The organism is Rheinheimera sp., from assembly GCF_037442525.1.
Taxonomy (GTDB): Bacteria; Pseudomonadota; Gammaproteobacteria; order Enterobacterales; family Alteromonadaceae; genus Pararheinheimera.
On record NZ_JBBIQD010000001.1, the window covers coordinates 649,063 to 663,084 of the forward strand.

General features: G+C 51.1%; 13 protein-coding genes. 9 read left to right on the plus strand and 4 right to left on the minus strand.

All coding sequences use genetic code 11. From position 1 onward, the window contains the following. Positions 1 to 17: 17 nt before the first annotated feature. Positions 18 to 1,781 (minus strand): M61 family peptidase, encoded by a 1,764-nt coding sequence (locus WKJ03_RS03030; RefSeq protein ID WP_337840673.1) that lies wholly within the window; start codon positions 1,779 to 1,781, stop codon positions 18 to 20. Positions 1,782 to 2,199: 418 nt separating this feature from the next. On the opposite strand from WKJ03_RS03030, the gene WKJ03_RS03035 reads away from it, so the two are divergent. The 7 genes from WKJ03_RS03035 to WKJ03_RS03065 all read left to right on the plus strand — a co-directional run bounded on the left by WKJ03_RS03035 (position 2,200) and on the right by WKJ03_RS03065 (position 9,979). Continuing rightward, entirely contained in the window at positions 2,200 to 3,750 is a 1,551-nt protein-coding gene (locus WKJ03_RS03035; RefSeq protein WP_337840674.1) for a diguanylate cyclase, read from the plus strand. Between the two features lie 72 nt (positions 3,751 to 3,822). Beyond that, the gene (gene ppnN, locus WKJ03_RS03040; RefSeq protein WP_337840675.1) at positions 3,823 to 5,178 is read left to right on the plus strand and encodes a nucleotide 5'-monophosphate nucleosidase PpnN; all 1,356 of its coding nucleotides are present in this window, start codon (positions 3,823 to 3,825) and stop codon (positions 5,176 to 5,178) included. A gap of 1 nt (position 5,179) precedes the next feature. Beyond that, on the plus strand, positions 5,180 to 5,992 hold the full coding sequence (xni, locus tag WKJ03_RS03045) for a flap endonuclease Xni (protein WP_337840676.1): 813 nt from the start codon (positions 5,180 to 5,182) through the stop codon (positions 5,990 to 5,992). Further along, positions 5,992 to 6,375 (plus strand): DUF3192 domain-containing protein, encoded by a 384-nt coding sequence (locus WKJ03_RS03050; RefSeq protein WP_337840677.1) that lies wholly within the window; start codon positions 5,992 to 5,994, stop codon positions 6,373 to 6,375. The genes xni and WKJ03_RS03050 overlap by 1 nt, the downstream gene beginning before the upstream one ends. Further along, on the plus strand, positions 6,350 to 8,065 hold the full coding sequence (locus WKJ03_RS03055; protein ID WP_337840678.1) for a hypothetical protein: 1,716 nt from the start codon (positions 6,350 to 6,352) through the stop codon (positions 8,063 to 8,065). The genes WKJ03_RS03050 and WKJ03_RS03055 overlap by 26 nt, the downstream gene beginning before the upstream one ends. A 121-nt stretch (positions 8,066 to 8,186) precedes the next feature. Continuing rightward, on the plus strand, positions 8,187 to 9,194 hold the full coding sequence (locus tag WKJ03_RS03060; protein WP_337840679.1) for an isocitrate dehydrogenase: 1,008 nt from the start codon (positions 8,187 to 8,189) through the stop codon (positions 9,192 to 9,194). 140 nt (positions 9,195 to 9,334) lie between these two features. Beyond that, positions 9,335 to 9,979, plus strand: a complete 645-nt coding sequence (locus WKJ03_RS03065) for a glutathione S-transferase family protein (RefSeq protein ID WP_337840680.1) — start codon at positions 9,335 to 9,337, stop codon at positions 9,977 to 9,979. Here the strand turns inward: WKJ03_RS03065 and WKJ03_RS03070 are convergent. The 3 genes from WKJ03_RS03070 to WKJ03_RS03080 all read right to left on the minus strand — a co-directional run bounded on the left by WKJ03_RS03070 (position 9,971) and on the right by WKJ03_RS03080 (position 12,272). Continuing rightward, positions 9,971 to 10,537: a HutD family protein gene (locus WKJ03_RS03070; RefSeq protein ID WP_337840681.1), complete on the minus strand. Its 567-nt coding sequence runs from the start codon at positions 10,535 to 10,537 to the stop codon at positions 9,971 to 9,973. The genes WKJ03_RS03065 and WKJ03_RS03070 overlap by 9 nt on opposite strands. Positions 10,538 to 10,626: 89 nt before the next feature. Further along, on the minus strand, positions 10,627 to 11,229 hold the full coding sequence (wrbA, locus tag WKJ03_RS03075; protein ID WP_337840682.1) for an NAD(P)H:quinone oxidoreductase: 603 nt from the start codon (positions 11,227 to 11,229) through the stop codon (positions 10,627 to 10,629). A 32-nt stretch (positions 11,230 to 11,261) separates the two neighbouring features. Further along, complete coding sequence (locus tag WKJ03_RS03080; protein WP_337840683.1) at positions 11,262 to 12,272, minus strand: alpha/beta hydrolase; 1,011 nt, start codon at positions 12,270 to 12,272, stop codon at positions 11,262 to 11,264. A gap of 277 nt (positions 12,273 to 12,549) precedes the next feature. Here WKJ03_RS03080 and WKJ03_RS03085 point away from each other — a divergent pair, with 277 nt between their 5' ends. Next, on the plus strand, positions 12,550 to 13,161 hold the full coding sequence (locus WKJ03_RS03085) for a response regulator transcription factor (RefSeq protein ID WP_337840684.1): 612 nt from the start codon (positions 12,550 to 12,552) through the stop codon (positions 13,159 to 13,161). 140 nt (positions 13,162 to 13,301) lie between these two features. Continuing rightward, entirely contained in the window at positions 13,302 to 14,021 is a 720-nt protein-coding gene (locus WKJ03_RS03090; RefSeq protein WP_337840685.1) for a hydrolase, read from the plus strand. Position 14,022 lies beyond the last annotated feature (1 nt).

Sequence of the window (14,022 nt, forward strand, 5' to 3'; positions counted from 1 at the left end):
TCCTTGCTGGTTTGAATTTACAACGCCACACCCAACCAGGCCTGGTGCATGGCTTTTTGTGCCCGGCTTGGTTTGGCGACAGGTACCACCTGGCCAGGGCCTTTGGCTTTTTGTTGCAGCACCAGTTCGGTTTGCTGCAGCCGGCCCTGGCGGAAGAAGTTCAGCAGCACTTTGTCGCCTGCCTTAAAGTCTTTCAGCCGCTCCGCCAGCCCCTTTTTCAGTTGCAGGCCATTCACCGCCACCACCAGATCCTCCGCTGTCAGACCGGCGTTCCAGGCTGCAGAGCCACGCTCGACAGTTTTCAGCAACGAAAAACCCATATGCTCAGCGCTGCTGACACCCGTATAAATCTCCTGCTCTTTGCCTGGCTGCCATTCTAGACCAAAGGCTTTCAACAGCTCCGCAGGCTGGAAGTTTAAAGGTTGCTCGACCTGAGTCGCCCAAAATGGCTGCAAGGACGAGCCTGTTAAATCCAACGCAATTTTTTGTACATCCTCTGCCGTAAAGGCGGTGGTTTTGCCAAAACGCTGATACAGCTGGTTATGCAGCGCGCGGTAGCTGGCCTCACGGTCTGAATGCTCGAGCAGCCACAAGTCCAGCAACCAGCTGGCAAGGTAACCTTCACTGTAAATATTCACACTGAAGTTCAGCGCATGGTCGCCACCCAAAGCTATCCAGTTATCAAAACTGCTTTCAGCGACTGACTGCAGTTCGCGCCCCGGCGTCTGCAGGAAACGCTGCAAACGCTTGGCAATATCAGCGTAAAACTCGGTTTTGCTCATCAGGCCGGCACGCAGCAGCAACTGGTTCTGGAAGTAACTGGTGCTGCCTTCGGAGATCCACAACAACCTGCTGTAATTCGGGTTCAGGTAGTCGTAGGGCACCAGTTCGGCAGGCCGGTACGCTTTAACGTTCCAGGTATGCACCAGTTCATGGGACGCCGTGCTTAAAAACTCCAGGTAATCCGTACGGCTGGCAAAACTAAAACGGTCACGTTGGATCACAGTGGAATTTAAGTGCTCTGTGGCGCCACGTACTCCGTCCGTTGCATGCACAATAAAGAGGTAATTCTGGTAAGGGTAACCAGACCAGATGCTGTCGGCCTGCGCCACCAGCTTACTCAAATCGGTCTGCATTTGGTCGGGGTTGTAGTTGCCTTCCCCCCACAACACCAGCTCGTACTTTCTGCCATCGACAGTGAAACTGCGGTACTGGCTTACACCAGTTTCAATCGGAGAATCGGCGACCACGTCATAGTTGGCGGCGATAAAGCTGTGTTCCTCTGCACCTCGCTGCATACCGGAATAGGATTTCCAGCCTTGCGGCACCTGCAGTTCAACCTGCAACGGCAATGCTTTGGTGTGCTCTGAGTACATCAGGTAAGCACTGGCATTGATATAGGCATGGGTTTCATCAATATGGCGTGTACGCCCCCCCAGCTGATTGGCATAAATCTGGTAGCTGACCACCAGTTCCCCTGCAACTGGCACTTGCAGCCGCCAGCTGCTTTTTTCTGTTTTCACAAACGGAACAGCAGTGCCATCTGCCATCTTGGCATTAAACAGACTGACCCCATTGGCCAGGTCCATAATTTGGTATTTTCCGCTGCGCCAGGCGGGTAAATGCAGCGTGACAGCTCCGACTGTGGGCTGTTCAAAACGCATTTGGACCTGAGCCAGATGGTGCTCTGGCTGCTCGATACGGATTTGATACTGCACCTGCGCCCAGCAACTCAGCGACAGCAAACTGATCAACACACAAAAAACTTTCAGAAACTTCAAACGACACCTCCAGAACGAATACAGCAAAGATACCATAAATCCAATAACTTACCCTTTCCAGGCGGCAGGAAGCTGGCTTGAAGCGATCAAAAAAAATGTAATTCACCATGAAAACTTTCAAATTAACTTTTACTTTTGTTCAGTCCTCTGGTTTAATACGCCAGGTCCAACCGGACAAATAAAAGCAGATTTAAAGAGAACACTATGAACTATCTGACCTCTGCCGAAGAACAAAACTGGTTACCCTACTATTTAACCAAAAAGTAACCGGTCAAACATACCCTACAATTGCTGATGAAACGGACCCTTGCGGTCCGTTTTTTTCATTTTTTTCAATTGACTACTGTCGCTTTTAAAGTCAATCCGGATATACTTAGGCCAGAATAAGCCGTATTTCTGTGCGCGGAGAGTAATACGAGTGGCCGAACAACCAAACGACCTGAAACTGCAGTTGGCGAGTGCTCTGAAGGCGCGCAAGCAATTAGAAGACACCTACGAATCCCAGTTTAAAATTCTGTCCCAGTTTGTAGCCCGCCTGTCCTTGACCTGCAAAGGTATTGATATAGAGCTGGATAACAAGCTGGCCAAACTACGCCAGGAGTTTAACCGCAGCACCGATCTGGAAAAAATTCTGCCGCTGGTCGAATCCACGTCCGAATCGTTGAAATTGCTGGAAACCAAACAGCAGCAAGACCTGAAAAAAGCGCAAAACACTCTGTCAGAAGCAGGTAAATTGCTGCAAAAACAACGGGGATTGCCGGATCAACTAAGGCGTGATTTACGGGAATTATTAAACCGGGTCGATGAGCCTTCAGCCACAGTGCATGGGTTTTTACCTCATATTACCGCACTGACTGAGCTGTACCAGACTGCTTTGGGCACCAAGCAACAGCAGGAAGCCGGCCTGACCGACGAGCACAGATACCAGCATGTTTGCCGTCAGATCTCCGTGGAGCTGACCAATCTGCTCAGTGAACTGGCCTTTGAAGCCAAATATGCCGCTGATGTCGAAAAAATCCGTCTGACCCTGCTGTCTGATATCAACATTGAGGTGCTGCTGGAATGCTGCCTGCGTACCATTGAAATTATCATTGCCTCGGTCACTGACGAGCGACAGTCTGCCCAACATTTTCTGCTGAAACTGAATGATGCGCTGAACACAGTGCAAAAGAACCTGTTGTCGTCGCTGAGCGGCAGCCAGAATTTCCGCGACAAACTGACGCAACTGAACCAGCAGATAGAACAACAAATTGATGCCCTGTCCGCTGAAAGTAAAAACGCAACGTCACTGGAACAATTGCAGCAGTTAGTCAGCCATAAGCTCGGCGCTATCAGTCTCTCACTGAAAGAGAAAGAAGCGCTGGAAAAAGATGAGCGTGAGCTGATCCTGAGCACCTTAAAAAGCATGGAACAACGGCTGGCAGAACTTGAAGACGAAGCCCGCCAGTTTAAAAAACGCCTGTCCGAACAAAAGTTCCGCAGCCTGCAGGACGCTCTGACTGAACTGCCTAACCGTGCTGCTTTTGACGAACGTTTTGAACTGGAGATCCGCCGCTGGCAGCGTTATGGTAAGCCTTTAACCATCGCCCTGGCTGACGTCGATTTCTTTAAACAGATCAATGACAACTACGGGCATAGCGCTGGAGATAAAACCTTAAAAGTCATAGCCCAGGCCTTAAAACAAAGCCTGCGCGACACTGACTTTATCGCCCGCTATGGCGGAGAAGAATTTATTATTCTGTTTCCGGAAACCAGCCTGGGGGAATTAAACCTGCCACTGAATCATCTGCGGGAACGTATTAAAAAAATTCCGTTTAAGTTTAAAGACAAAAACGTCCCTATCTCTATTTCTTTTGGTGCCACTGAACTCAAAGCCTCGGATACCAACAGAGCGGCGTTTGACCGGGCTGATGAAGCTTTATATGAAGCCAAGCGCGCCGGACGGGACAGAGTGGTGCTAAAACCTTAGTGCGAGCCAAGGTTTCAGGCTAGCTCCTGAAATCGTGCCGCCCTACTCAGCCAAAGCATAAGGATGTCATCTATGCACGTACAGTTAAACCCCCTGGGGGCCATGTCGTTATTGTCTCAACTGGAAGTTGACCGCCTTAAATCCAACACCAGTGCTGACGCTTTTCAGTTATTTCGCAACTGCTGTCTGGCCGTCTTGAATGTGGGCAGTCATACCGACAGTTCCGCCGAAATATACCAGCAGTTTAAAGATTTTGACGTCAATCTGATTGCGCGTGAACGAGGGATCAAAATTGAGTTGTTTAACCCTCCGCAGTCGGCTTTTGTGGATGGTCAGATCATTCGTGGTATTCATGAGCATTTATTTGCCGTGCTGCGCGACATCTTGTTTTACCACACCCAATTAACCCACGCGAACCGGCTGGATTTAAGCAACACTGACCATATCACCCATTCGGTTTACGATATTCTGCGTAACGCCAGGGTGATTGATGCCAGTATTGAACCCAGCATGATCGTCTGCTGGGGCGGGCACTCGATCAACGAAGTGGAATACAAATACACCAAAGAGGTGGGTTATCAGCTGGGTTTACGTGGCCTGAATATCTGTACAGGTTGTGGTCCCGGAGCCATGAAGGGCCCCATGAAAGGTGCCACTATAGGTCACGCCAAGCAGCGCAATCCCCAAGGCCGCTATCTGGGGCTGACGGAGCCAAGCATCATTGCCGCAGAACCACCCAATCCTATAGTGAATGAATTGGTGATTCTGCCGGATATTGAAAAACGGCTGGAAGCTTTTATCCGTGTGGCCCACGGTATCATTATTTTCCCTGGTGGTGCCGGCACCGCAGAAGAACTGTTGTATTTGCTTGGCATTATGCTGCATGAAAAAAACAAAGAGCAGCGCTTACCTGTGATCCTGACGGGCCCGCAGCGCAGTGCCGCTTATTTTGCTGAACTGGCCAGTTTTATTGAACAAACTCTGGGTAAAGAGGCGCTCAACCTGATTGAGATTGTGATTGACGACCCGGTCGCCGTTGCACAGAAATTAAAACAGGGTTGTGCAGAAGTTCGACAGTACCGTAAAACAACCAGCGACGCTTACCACTTTAACTGGACCTTGCATATAGATCCGGACTTCCAGCATCCCTTTGCACCAACCCACCAGAATATGGCTGCACTGGACCTGCATCTGGAACAAGATAAGGCCCGTCTGGCAGCCAATCTGCGCCGGGCTTTTTCCGGCATAGTGGCAGGCAATGTCAAAGATGAAGGCATTAAAGCGATCAGCCAGCATGGCCCCTTTACATTATCGGGCGAACCCAAACTGATGGCCCTGATGGACAAACTGCTGCAGGCTTTTGTTGAACAGGGCCGGATGAAACTCCCAGGCAGTAAGTACGAGCCCTGTTATCAAATACTGAAATGACATGGCGCATTTGTTACTGATTGACGGCCTGAACCTGGTGCGGCGGCTTTATGCCGCACAGGAAAGGCCTTTTCTGAACTCTGCTACACCTTACTCAGCCGCCACAGGTGAACAGTTGCTGTTTAATACCAGCGAGCAGGTGCTGCTGGTGTTAAAGAAACTGGTGCGTCAGTTTGAACCCAGCCATCTGGCGCTGGTATTTGAACAACCACACCTGAACTGGCGTGCGTTGTTGTACCCACCTTACAAAGCAGACCGGCACCCTATGCCGGAGCATTTGCAGCTGGCGCTGCCAGCGCTGCAGCAACGCCTGCAGGACCACGGCTTCAGCTCCGTGCAATTGCCTGAGCAGGAAGCCGATGATCTGATAGCCAGCCTGGCCATGCAAATGCGCCAGCATCAGCAACAGGCCACCATAGTCTCCACTGACAAAGGTTATCTGCAATTGCTGCCCTCAGGCGTACAGTTGTATGACCACTTCAACAGGGTTCAGCACAATGCCACGACAGTGCTGCAGAAATTTGGCGTGTTGCCGGAGCAGTTAGTCCGATATTGGAGCCTGGTGGGGGATAAAACGAATAATATTAGTGGTATTGCGGGTATAGGCCCTAAAACAGCCGCAGAATTGTTGCAGTTGGGAGCTGATATCAAAACGGCGCTCAGTCATCCGGACTGCCCGGAAAAGCTGAAGCAGAAAATTCTTGCCGCCAAAGCAGAATTGATGATTTTTATGCAGATCCTTAGCCTGAAAACGGATCTGCGCCTGGGGCTGAACCTGCAACAATTCCGTTATTCGCCACAAAGGGCAGATTGATGAGTAAAAAAGTCTGGTTACTGCTTGGAAGCGGCATATTGTTGTATCTGGCCCTGACAATTTTGGTGCTGCTGTTTTATAAAGATGAGCCGGATCAAATGGACTGGCAGGACAGAGAAGCCTTTAACACCAAGCTGATTTACAAGATGGATATGAAGCAGCCCATAAGCCGGACTGACGTGATTGCATCTCTTGGCGGGCCCGACATTACCGAAGCCATTCTGGTGTCAGAACAAATTTACCAGATGATGTATTACCGGACGCACAGAACCAAAAGCGACGGTATTACCACCAAAGATGAATGCACAGCACTGTTGTTTAAAAACAATCAACTGGTCGCTATAGGCGAAAATGCAATTGAACAGTACAACCAGCTCAGATAAAAGGCTGAACCTGCTGGCCGGGCTCTATCAGCAGGCTGAGGCATTGTATGCTTCGACCCCTGTCAGCGCCGGTCAGGTGCAACAGCTGGCAGCGGCTTTACTGGCCCTGAGCCAGACCCATCCGGCATTGCTGCTCAGTCAGTTATCTCTGACACCACAACAACAGTCCATTTTGGCCGTACTGGCCGTCAAACAAACAGCCTTGCTCTGTTTATTGCAACGCAACCTGAAACTGCCGGACAGCTGGTGTCTGTTGATACTGCACGCCTTGTTGGTGCAACCACTGGCCTTGGCTGGTGACAGTGCAGAACTCAGTGCCTCCCAGCAGCGTTACCCGGCGCTGTTGAGCCTGAAACAACAACCAGAGCTTTGTCAGCAACTGAACCTGAACGCAATCTTTAAACTCACAGATTACAAAGCCAAAAACCGTCCCTTCTGGCAAAGCAGCAGCACAGCTCAGATCGTGAGTTTTTGCTGGCAAGTAGCCCGGCTGATGGTGCCGGGCTCTGGCCGTTACCCAGGCCTTGAGCAGATCAGTGCTGCGTTGTTGCCTCAGGCGGATCAGACAGAACTGTTGTTATGGCAAGCCATCAGCCAGGACTCACTCTGGCTGACTGGCCGGTTTTTACAGGATGAAGAACAGCAATTGCTGATGCTGTTAAACCCGGTGCCTCATCAGGGGCTGCTGCGATTGGTCTGCTTTAACAAACAGCAAAAAGAGTTCGGTCAGGTGGTTGAATTAGCTGACGATGGCCTGAGCCTGCTACAACCAAGAACTTTTACCGACTGGTTTTATTGCAGTTTCTGGCAGGAAAGCGAAGTGCAGCTGGCCGCACCGGACAAGTTGCCAAACCTGAATTGGCTGCAACAGCTCAGCACCGCCCAAACTGTCAGTCAACAAAGCAGGATGTTACAGCAACAGCCTCAGCTTGCCGCACTGGTGAAACAGCAGGCGTCCGCGTTAAGCCGCCATCAGCTGGAGCTGGAGTCAGAAAAACATGCGATCGCCCTGATAGGCCAGCAGAACCTGCCGGCCGTATTGCAGCAAAGCTGGCTGACTCAACATTGCCTGCTGCAGGCTCACCCCTGGCATCATCAGTTGCTGCAGTTTCGCCTGGTGCTGCAACAGGCACTGCTGCAACTCGACCAGGAACTGAACTTTTTTGGTCTGAACAGCTTCAGTGCCAATACGCTGGCCTGGTGTTGTGTCTGGCCTTTGTGGCAACAAAATGATGCCAGGTTTTACCCTCTCGTCAGCCCTCAGGGGCGCAGCTATCTGGAACTGTATTTAAAGCAGCAGTTGTGGAAGCAGGCGCAGTACCAGCAGCTGCTGAACAAAGTACTGGTCCATCTGCACTGCCCGGTCGATTGGCTGATCGCGGCAAAACACTACAGGGCCTTGCCTCAGCACGCCCAGACATCACCTCAGGCACTGCTGCTTGCCGCCGCCATGGAACTGGCAATCAGCCTGTTTGCGGTGTCTGACGATGAGCCTGCCCGACTCGAACAAAGCCTGCGTTTTTTGCAGCAAAGCAGTCAGCGCCAGTTGAAACCGGCCAGCCACTACCAGCAGCTTCTGGTAGCGGCAACTCAGCCTTCAACAGAGCTGTCACCTCTTTGTAATTTAATTTCAGCATTAGGCAACGAAACCCGGCAAAATCACCCTGTTTCCCAGCAAATAAGCGCATAAAGTGGAAACTAACCACCAAAAATGGTATATTCGCGCCGTTTTTTCTGGCCGGCACTCTGGGTAAACCCAAGACTTCAAGCAATAACGGTGCTGGCATCAACCTGTCTACGTAAGGATTATTATGAGTTCTCAAACTATTACCGTGATCAAAGGTGACGGCATTGGTCCAAGCATTGTTGAAGCTGCTATTCAGGTTCTGGATAAAGTAGGTTGTAACTTCAGTTACGAGTATGTGGATGCAGGGTTAACCGCGCTGGAAAAAACCGGCGAATTGTTACCTCAAGCCACTCTGGATGCGATTGCCCGGAATAAAATCACCTTAAAAGGCCCGCTGACTACTCCTGTTGGTGAAGGGTTCACCTCAATCAACGTGACCTTGCGCAAGAAATTTAACCTGTACTCCAACGTACGGCCGGTCATTTCATTTAAAGGCACCAAAGCCCGTTACGAGAATATCGACATCATCACCATCCGTGAAAACACTGAAGGTATGTATTCAGGCGCTGGCCAAATCGTCAAGGAAGAAGGCACAGTGGCGGAAGCCATGAGCATTGTGACGAAAAAAGGCTCGGAGCAGATTGTTGAGTTTGCCTTTGAAACTGCCCGTCGTGAAAAGCGCAAAAAAGTGACTGCAGTGCACAAAGCCAACATCCTGAAATCGACCTCAGGTTTGTTCCTGAAGACAGCGCGTGAAGTTGCCGCCCGTTACCCGGATATCGAGTTCAGTGAAATGATCGTCGACAACGCCTGTATGCAGCTGGTGATGAACCCGCAACAGTTTGATGTGATTGTCACCACTAACCTGTTTGGCGATATTCTGTCTGATCTTTGTGCCGGTTTAGTCGGTGGTTTGGGTATGGCGCCTGGTGCCAATATTGGTAAAGACTGCGCTGTGTTTGAAGCCGTACACGGCAGTGCGCCGGATATAGCCGGTAAAAACCTGGCCAACCCAAGTTCAGTGATCCTGGCCTCGATTCAGATGCTGGAATACCTCGGTATGAAAGACAAAGCCGAAAAAATTCTGGCTGCATTAAAAGACGTGATTGCCAGCGGCGACCGCACAACAAGGGATTTAGGCGGTACCCACGGAACCACAGACTTTACCGCCGCAGTGCTGGAACGCCTGTAACCGAACAAGCCGCTGTTAAGCGGCTTTTTTATTGCTGAAACTCAGTGTTTCCTTATCTCCGTCAACCTTGCTTTGAATAGGCCCGGCAAGTTTTGTAAATTGCCAAGGCGCCTTTCCACTTAAAACAGAAGGAATTTGCGATGTATCAGTTGTACTACTCCCCCTCTACCGCCAGCATGGCACCGCATATTCTGCTGGAAGAGCTGCAACAGCCTTTTGAACTGGTGCTGACCGACACGGCCACCGCCAGCCATAAAACAGCAGAGTACCTGAAGCTCAACCCCAATGGTTTAATCCCTACTCTGGTGGATGGGGATCTGGTGCTCTTTGAAACGGCGGCTATTTGCCTGCATCTCTGTGATCAACATGCGGAAAAAGGCTTAATGCCTGCTGTTGGCACAGCACAACGCGGCGAGGCTTATAAATGGCTGTTCTGGCTGTCAGCGACCTTACAAAGCAGCTTGATTCTGTATTTTTACCCGCAGCGTTGGGTGACTGCAGAACAAAGTGCTGCAGAGGTGAAAGCCAACGCCCAGGCCAAAGTACTGAGCTTACTCGAACAGCTGGAACAGCAAATGGCAAGCCATTGCGGCCATTGGTTTTTGGGTGAGGAATTCTCGCTTTTGGATATTTACGCCATGATGTTATGCCGCTGGACCCGCAATTTCTCTGGCAAAAAAGCTCGCGATTTCCCCTTTATTGCCCTTTGGCTGCAACGTATGCTGGCCCGTCCTGCGGTGCAAAAAGTCTATGCCAAAGAGAATATTCAGCCGCCTTTAGTTTGAGCAGATGCGGATAATAAACACCACGGCATCTTCGCTGCCGGTCAGGTTCAACTCCTGTACCGGCTGTTGCTGCCAACAGAAGTCAAGTGCTGTCAGCTCAAGGCTTTGCAGATTACTTTTCAGCACTGCCCTGCCTCGCGCCAGAAACACCCCAAGGCAAGAAAGTCCTGCACCGGGAGCAACATCCAGTGGCAAAGACCGAACCTCAAGGCTGGCCTGCACCGCATCGCGGCGGCTCATCAGATTAAAATCACGAATAGCACCATCTGTCAGTTTGCAGTGCACCGGCGTTTCACCGGCAAAAGCAAAAGGCTGAAAGGCGCAGTTCAGTTCAACCTGTTCAGTGGGAAGCTGCAGGCGAACCCCCTTGCCCTGCAGCAGCAAAATAATGCGGTCAATTCCAGGAAAAGCAGAGAAAGGGCCATCGCTGGCCACCTCAGCAATGGAAATACGCCATAACAGGCCGTGCGCATCATCCTGGCGTAACAACTGATGGGTAATACCCCCGCCATTTTGCCAGGGCTGAGTCTGCCATTGTTCGGGTGTGATCACGCGCATAGGTTGCAACTACGAGGATAAAAACAGACGCTATTACAGCAAAGATCCCCTCTGCTGAATAGCGTCCAATGCAACAACTCATTATTGGCTCAGCCTTGCATTCGTAAGCAAAGCTCTGCCACATGTTTACCCTGGAACTTTGCCATTGCCAGCTCTTTCGCTGAAGGTGCTCTGGAGCCATCGGCACCGGCAATACAGGCAGCACCTAACGGAGAGCCACCTTTGACCTCAGAGATATCAGCCAGCTCGGGACAACTGTACGGCAATCCCACCACCAACATACCGTGGTGAAACAAGGTGGTGTGAAGCGACTGCAAGGTGGTTTCATTGCCGCCCCCAGTGCCTGTGGAGGTAAAGGCACTGCCAATTTTGCCAATCAGCTTGCCCTGGGCCCATAAGCCACCGGTCTGATCAAGGAAATTACGCATTTGCGACGCCATATTGCCAAAGCGGGTCGGTACGCCAAAAAGAATGGCGTCATAGTCGGCCAGTTCGGCTGGTCTTGCCAGTTCGGCGGACTGGTTCAGCACAAAACCAGATTTTTCTGCCAGCTCCTGCGGCACCAGTTCAGGCACCCGCTTCAGACTCAGCTCAACACCGGCCACCGATGTCACTCCTTCACAGACCGCCTTCGCCATCGTTTCTACATGACCATAACTTGAGTAGTACAACACCAGAATCTTTTTCATCATTGGCTCCAAATGGATGTCGTTGTTCAATCGCGTTATTCAGGGAACAAATGCTGATGCAGCGCTGTACCTGCCTGCTGCAACGCGAGCTGCACTGTGCTGTTCTGACTCAACGCATTCAGCAGGCCGTAGTCATGGATCATACCGTTGTAGCGCACCACAGAGGTGGTGACTCCAGCCAGGTTCAGGCGTCGGCCATAGGCTTCGCCCTCATCCCGTAACACATCCATTTCAGCGGTCTGGATCAAGGCCGGTGGTAAGCCCTTTAATTGCTGCACACTGGCCCTAAGTGGAGACGCGTAAATGCTGTTACGCTGCTCTGCACTGGTGGTGTAGTTGTCCCAGAACCATTCCATCATGCCACGGGTCAGGAAATGCCCCTCGGCATAAGTCAGATAGGACTGGTTATTAAAGTTGGCATCTGTCACTGGCCACAGCAGCAGCTGGAAAGCCAGCTTAGGTTTAGCCGCCTCTTTGGCTTTTAATGCCACCACAGCTGCCATATTGCCGCCCACGCTGTTACCAGCCACCGCCAGCCTGCTGCCATCCAGTCCCAGGCTGCCTGCATTTTCAGCCACCCACAGTGTGGCTTTGTACGCTTGATTAATAGCGGTCGGAAACTTCGCTTCCGGTGAAGGCGTGTAATTCACGTACACATCAGCAGCACCGGAGAAATTCACTAAATCGCGGATCAAACGTTCATGAGTCGGAAAATCCCCCAGCACCCAGCCACCACCGTGAAAGAACATAAACACGGGCAATTTGCCTTTGGACCCTTTTGGTTTAACCACAGTAATACTCAGGCTTTCCCCATCTACCTGAATGTTTTTCTGCTCCACCAGAGCCTCTGGTAATACGGCACCTTGCTGGGCTCCTGTCAGAATGGCCCGCGCCTGCTGCGGGGTTAAGGTTTCCATCGGTGCTCCGCCACCTTTTTCCAGCGCTTCAAGAAAGGCCTGGGTCTGCGACTCTACCCCAGCTGAGCCTGCGGCCTGCACCACGCCTGACAGACAGGCAAGCAGTGTCAAATGTATCCAGTGTTTCATCCTTTATTCTCCTGTTCACTCCAATGCCAGTTACAGCCCTGTCCGGCGAGCCTGGAGTTTTGATTGCCGGCGGTGCAGAAATTGAAATACAAGGCCGTTGCTGACACATCCCACTTAGGAGCGATTTTTTAGCTGTATTTCAGGCAGCTGCGGTATTTCACCTGCTTTCACAGCAATTCACAGCGCTAAATTCCAAAACTGCTGTTTCGCAAGGCTTAACTTGGTGCCGTCTGCGTTGACTCTTACTCTCAGCTAAACAAAAGTCAGGAGAGTAAGCATGAGCAAAGCGCTGGAAGTAATGCAGATAGATCCCTGCCCCTTGGTGCTGTGGGCGGTGCACCAGTTAGTGGAGCAGCAACCGGACATTCAGCTGGTTGCACAAAGCAGAGATCCAGCCAGCCTCTGGCCCTTGTGGCAGCAGAGGCGGCCTGAGATAACCATTTTACATACATGCCAGACCGCACCGTCGGACTGCCATACGCTCAGACGCATTGCCACTGCTGGTGGCAAATTACTGGTCCTGACCAGCAGGCCGGACAAAGCCGAACAACAGCTTTTACTGGAGGCAGGCGTATGCGGTTACCTCAGCCGAAACAGCGAACCCAACCAAGTACTCACGGCCATTCGGGCTATTCAGGCAGGCAAAAACGTCAGGGCACTTTGCACAGCACAAAGCAGCAAAGATGCAGACGACCTGACACTCAGGGAAGTGGAGGTGCTGCTGAGGGTGTCGCGTGGCGAAGCCAATAAATCCATCGCCAGCAATCTGTGTATTTCCGAATGGACTGTGAAGTCCCATATGAAAAATATCCTGAGCAAACTAAATGCCATCAGCAGAACTGAAGCGGTATCCATCGGTGTGCAGCGCGGTTTAATTCATTTTTCATAAATCCAGCAAAACCCCACTTAGGAGTGATGTCAGGACAATAGGATAACCCCAACATAAATTCAGGCTGAGGTGCGATCAGATGTTGCTTGGGAAGCACACCAGCCTGATTTTTCAGGAACCCTAAACATTGGAGCACAGTTATGATTCAATTCACAAAACATATTAAACAAAGTCTGGCGATAGCGGCCCTGACTCTGGCATTTGTTGGCAGTGCAGTGGCAGGTGAACCAGCCAAAAGCCTGCTGACCCCGGACAATCATCTGCTGTTATTAATTGACCACCAGCCACAGATGGCCTTTGCCACTCATTCTCACGAAGTGGTGGATATTCGCAACAACGTGACCGCACTGGCAAAATCGGCCAAGGTGTTTAAAGTTCCCACTATTCTGACCACTGTGGCAGAAAAATCTTTCAGCGGTCCGTTATTTCCTGAGCTGCAGGCAGTGTTTCCGGACCAGAAACCTATTGACCGCACCACGATGAACACCTGGGAAGACAGCAGGGTGACCGATAAAATCAAAACCTTTAAGAAAAAACGTATCGTCATTGCGGCGCTATGGACCGAGGTCTGTGGCGTTGGCCCTGCTCTGTCCGCCATCGAAGAAGGTTATGAGGTTTACTTTGTGACGGACGCCTCAGGCGGCGTGACCAAAGAAGCTCATGATATGGCCGTGCTCCGTATGATCCAGGCCGGAGCCAAACCCATTACCTGGCTGCAATACATGCTGGAACTGCAACGTGACTGGGCCCGCACTGGCACTTATGTGCCTGTCACCTCAATCGCCAAAGAACACGCAGGTGGTTATGGCCTGGGCATTATCTACGCAGCAGAAATGTTTGGTGCTAAAGAAGGCCATTAAT

Excerpts from the sequence above, each read along its gene's own strand:
- ppnN (WP_337840675.1), top strand. The coding sequence starts at position 3,823 with ATGCACGTACAGTTAAACCCCCTGGGGGCCATGTCGTTATTGTCTCAA.
- xni (WP_337840676.1), top strand. The coding sequence starts at position 5,180 with ATGGCGCATTTGTTACTGATTGACGGCCTGAACCTGGTGCGGCGGCTT.
- WKJ03_RS03050 (WP_337840677.1), top strand. The coding sequence starts at position 5,992 with ATGAGTAAAAAAGTCTGGTTACTGCTTGGAAGCGGCATATTGTTGTAT.
- WKJ03_RS03060 (WP_337840679.1), top strand. The coding sequence starts at position 8,187 with ATGAGTTCTCAAACTATTACCGTGATCAAAGGTGACGGCATTGGTCCA.
- WKJ03_RS03065 (WP_337840680.1), top strand. The coding sequence starts at position 9,335 with ATGTATCAGTTGTACTACTCCCCCTCTACCGCCAGCATGGCACCGCAT.
- WKJ03_RS03070 (WP_337840681.1), bottom strand. The coding sequence starts at position 10,537 with ATGCGCGTGATCACACCCGAACAATGGCAGACTCAGCCCTGGCAAAAT.
- wrbA (WP_337840682.1), bottom strand. The coding sequence starts at position 11,229 with ATGATGAAAAAGATTCTGGTGTTGTACTACTCAAGTTATGGTCATGTA.
- WKJ03_RS03080 (WP_337840683.1), bottom strand. The coding sequence starts at position 12,272 with ATGAAACACTGGATACATTTGACACTGCTTGCCTGTCTGTCAGGCGTG.
- WKJ03_RS03085 (WP_337840684.1), top strand. The coding sequence starts at position 12,550 with ATGAGCAAAGCGCTGGAAGTAATGCAGATAGATCCCTGCCCCTTGGTG.
- WKJ03_RS03090 (WP_337840685.1), top strand. The coding sequence starts at position 13,302 with ATGATTCAATTCACAAAACATATTAAACAAAGTCTGGCGATAGCGGCC.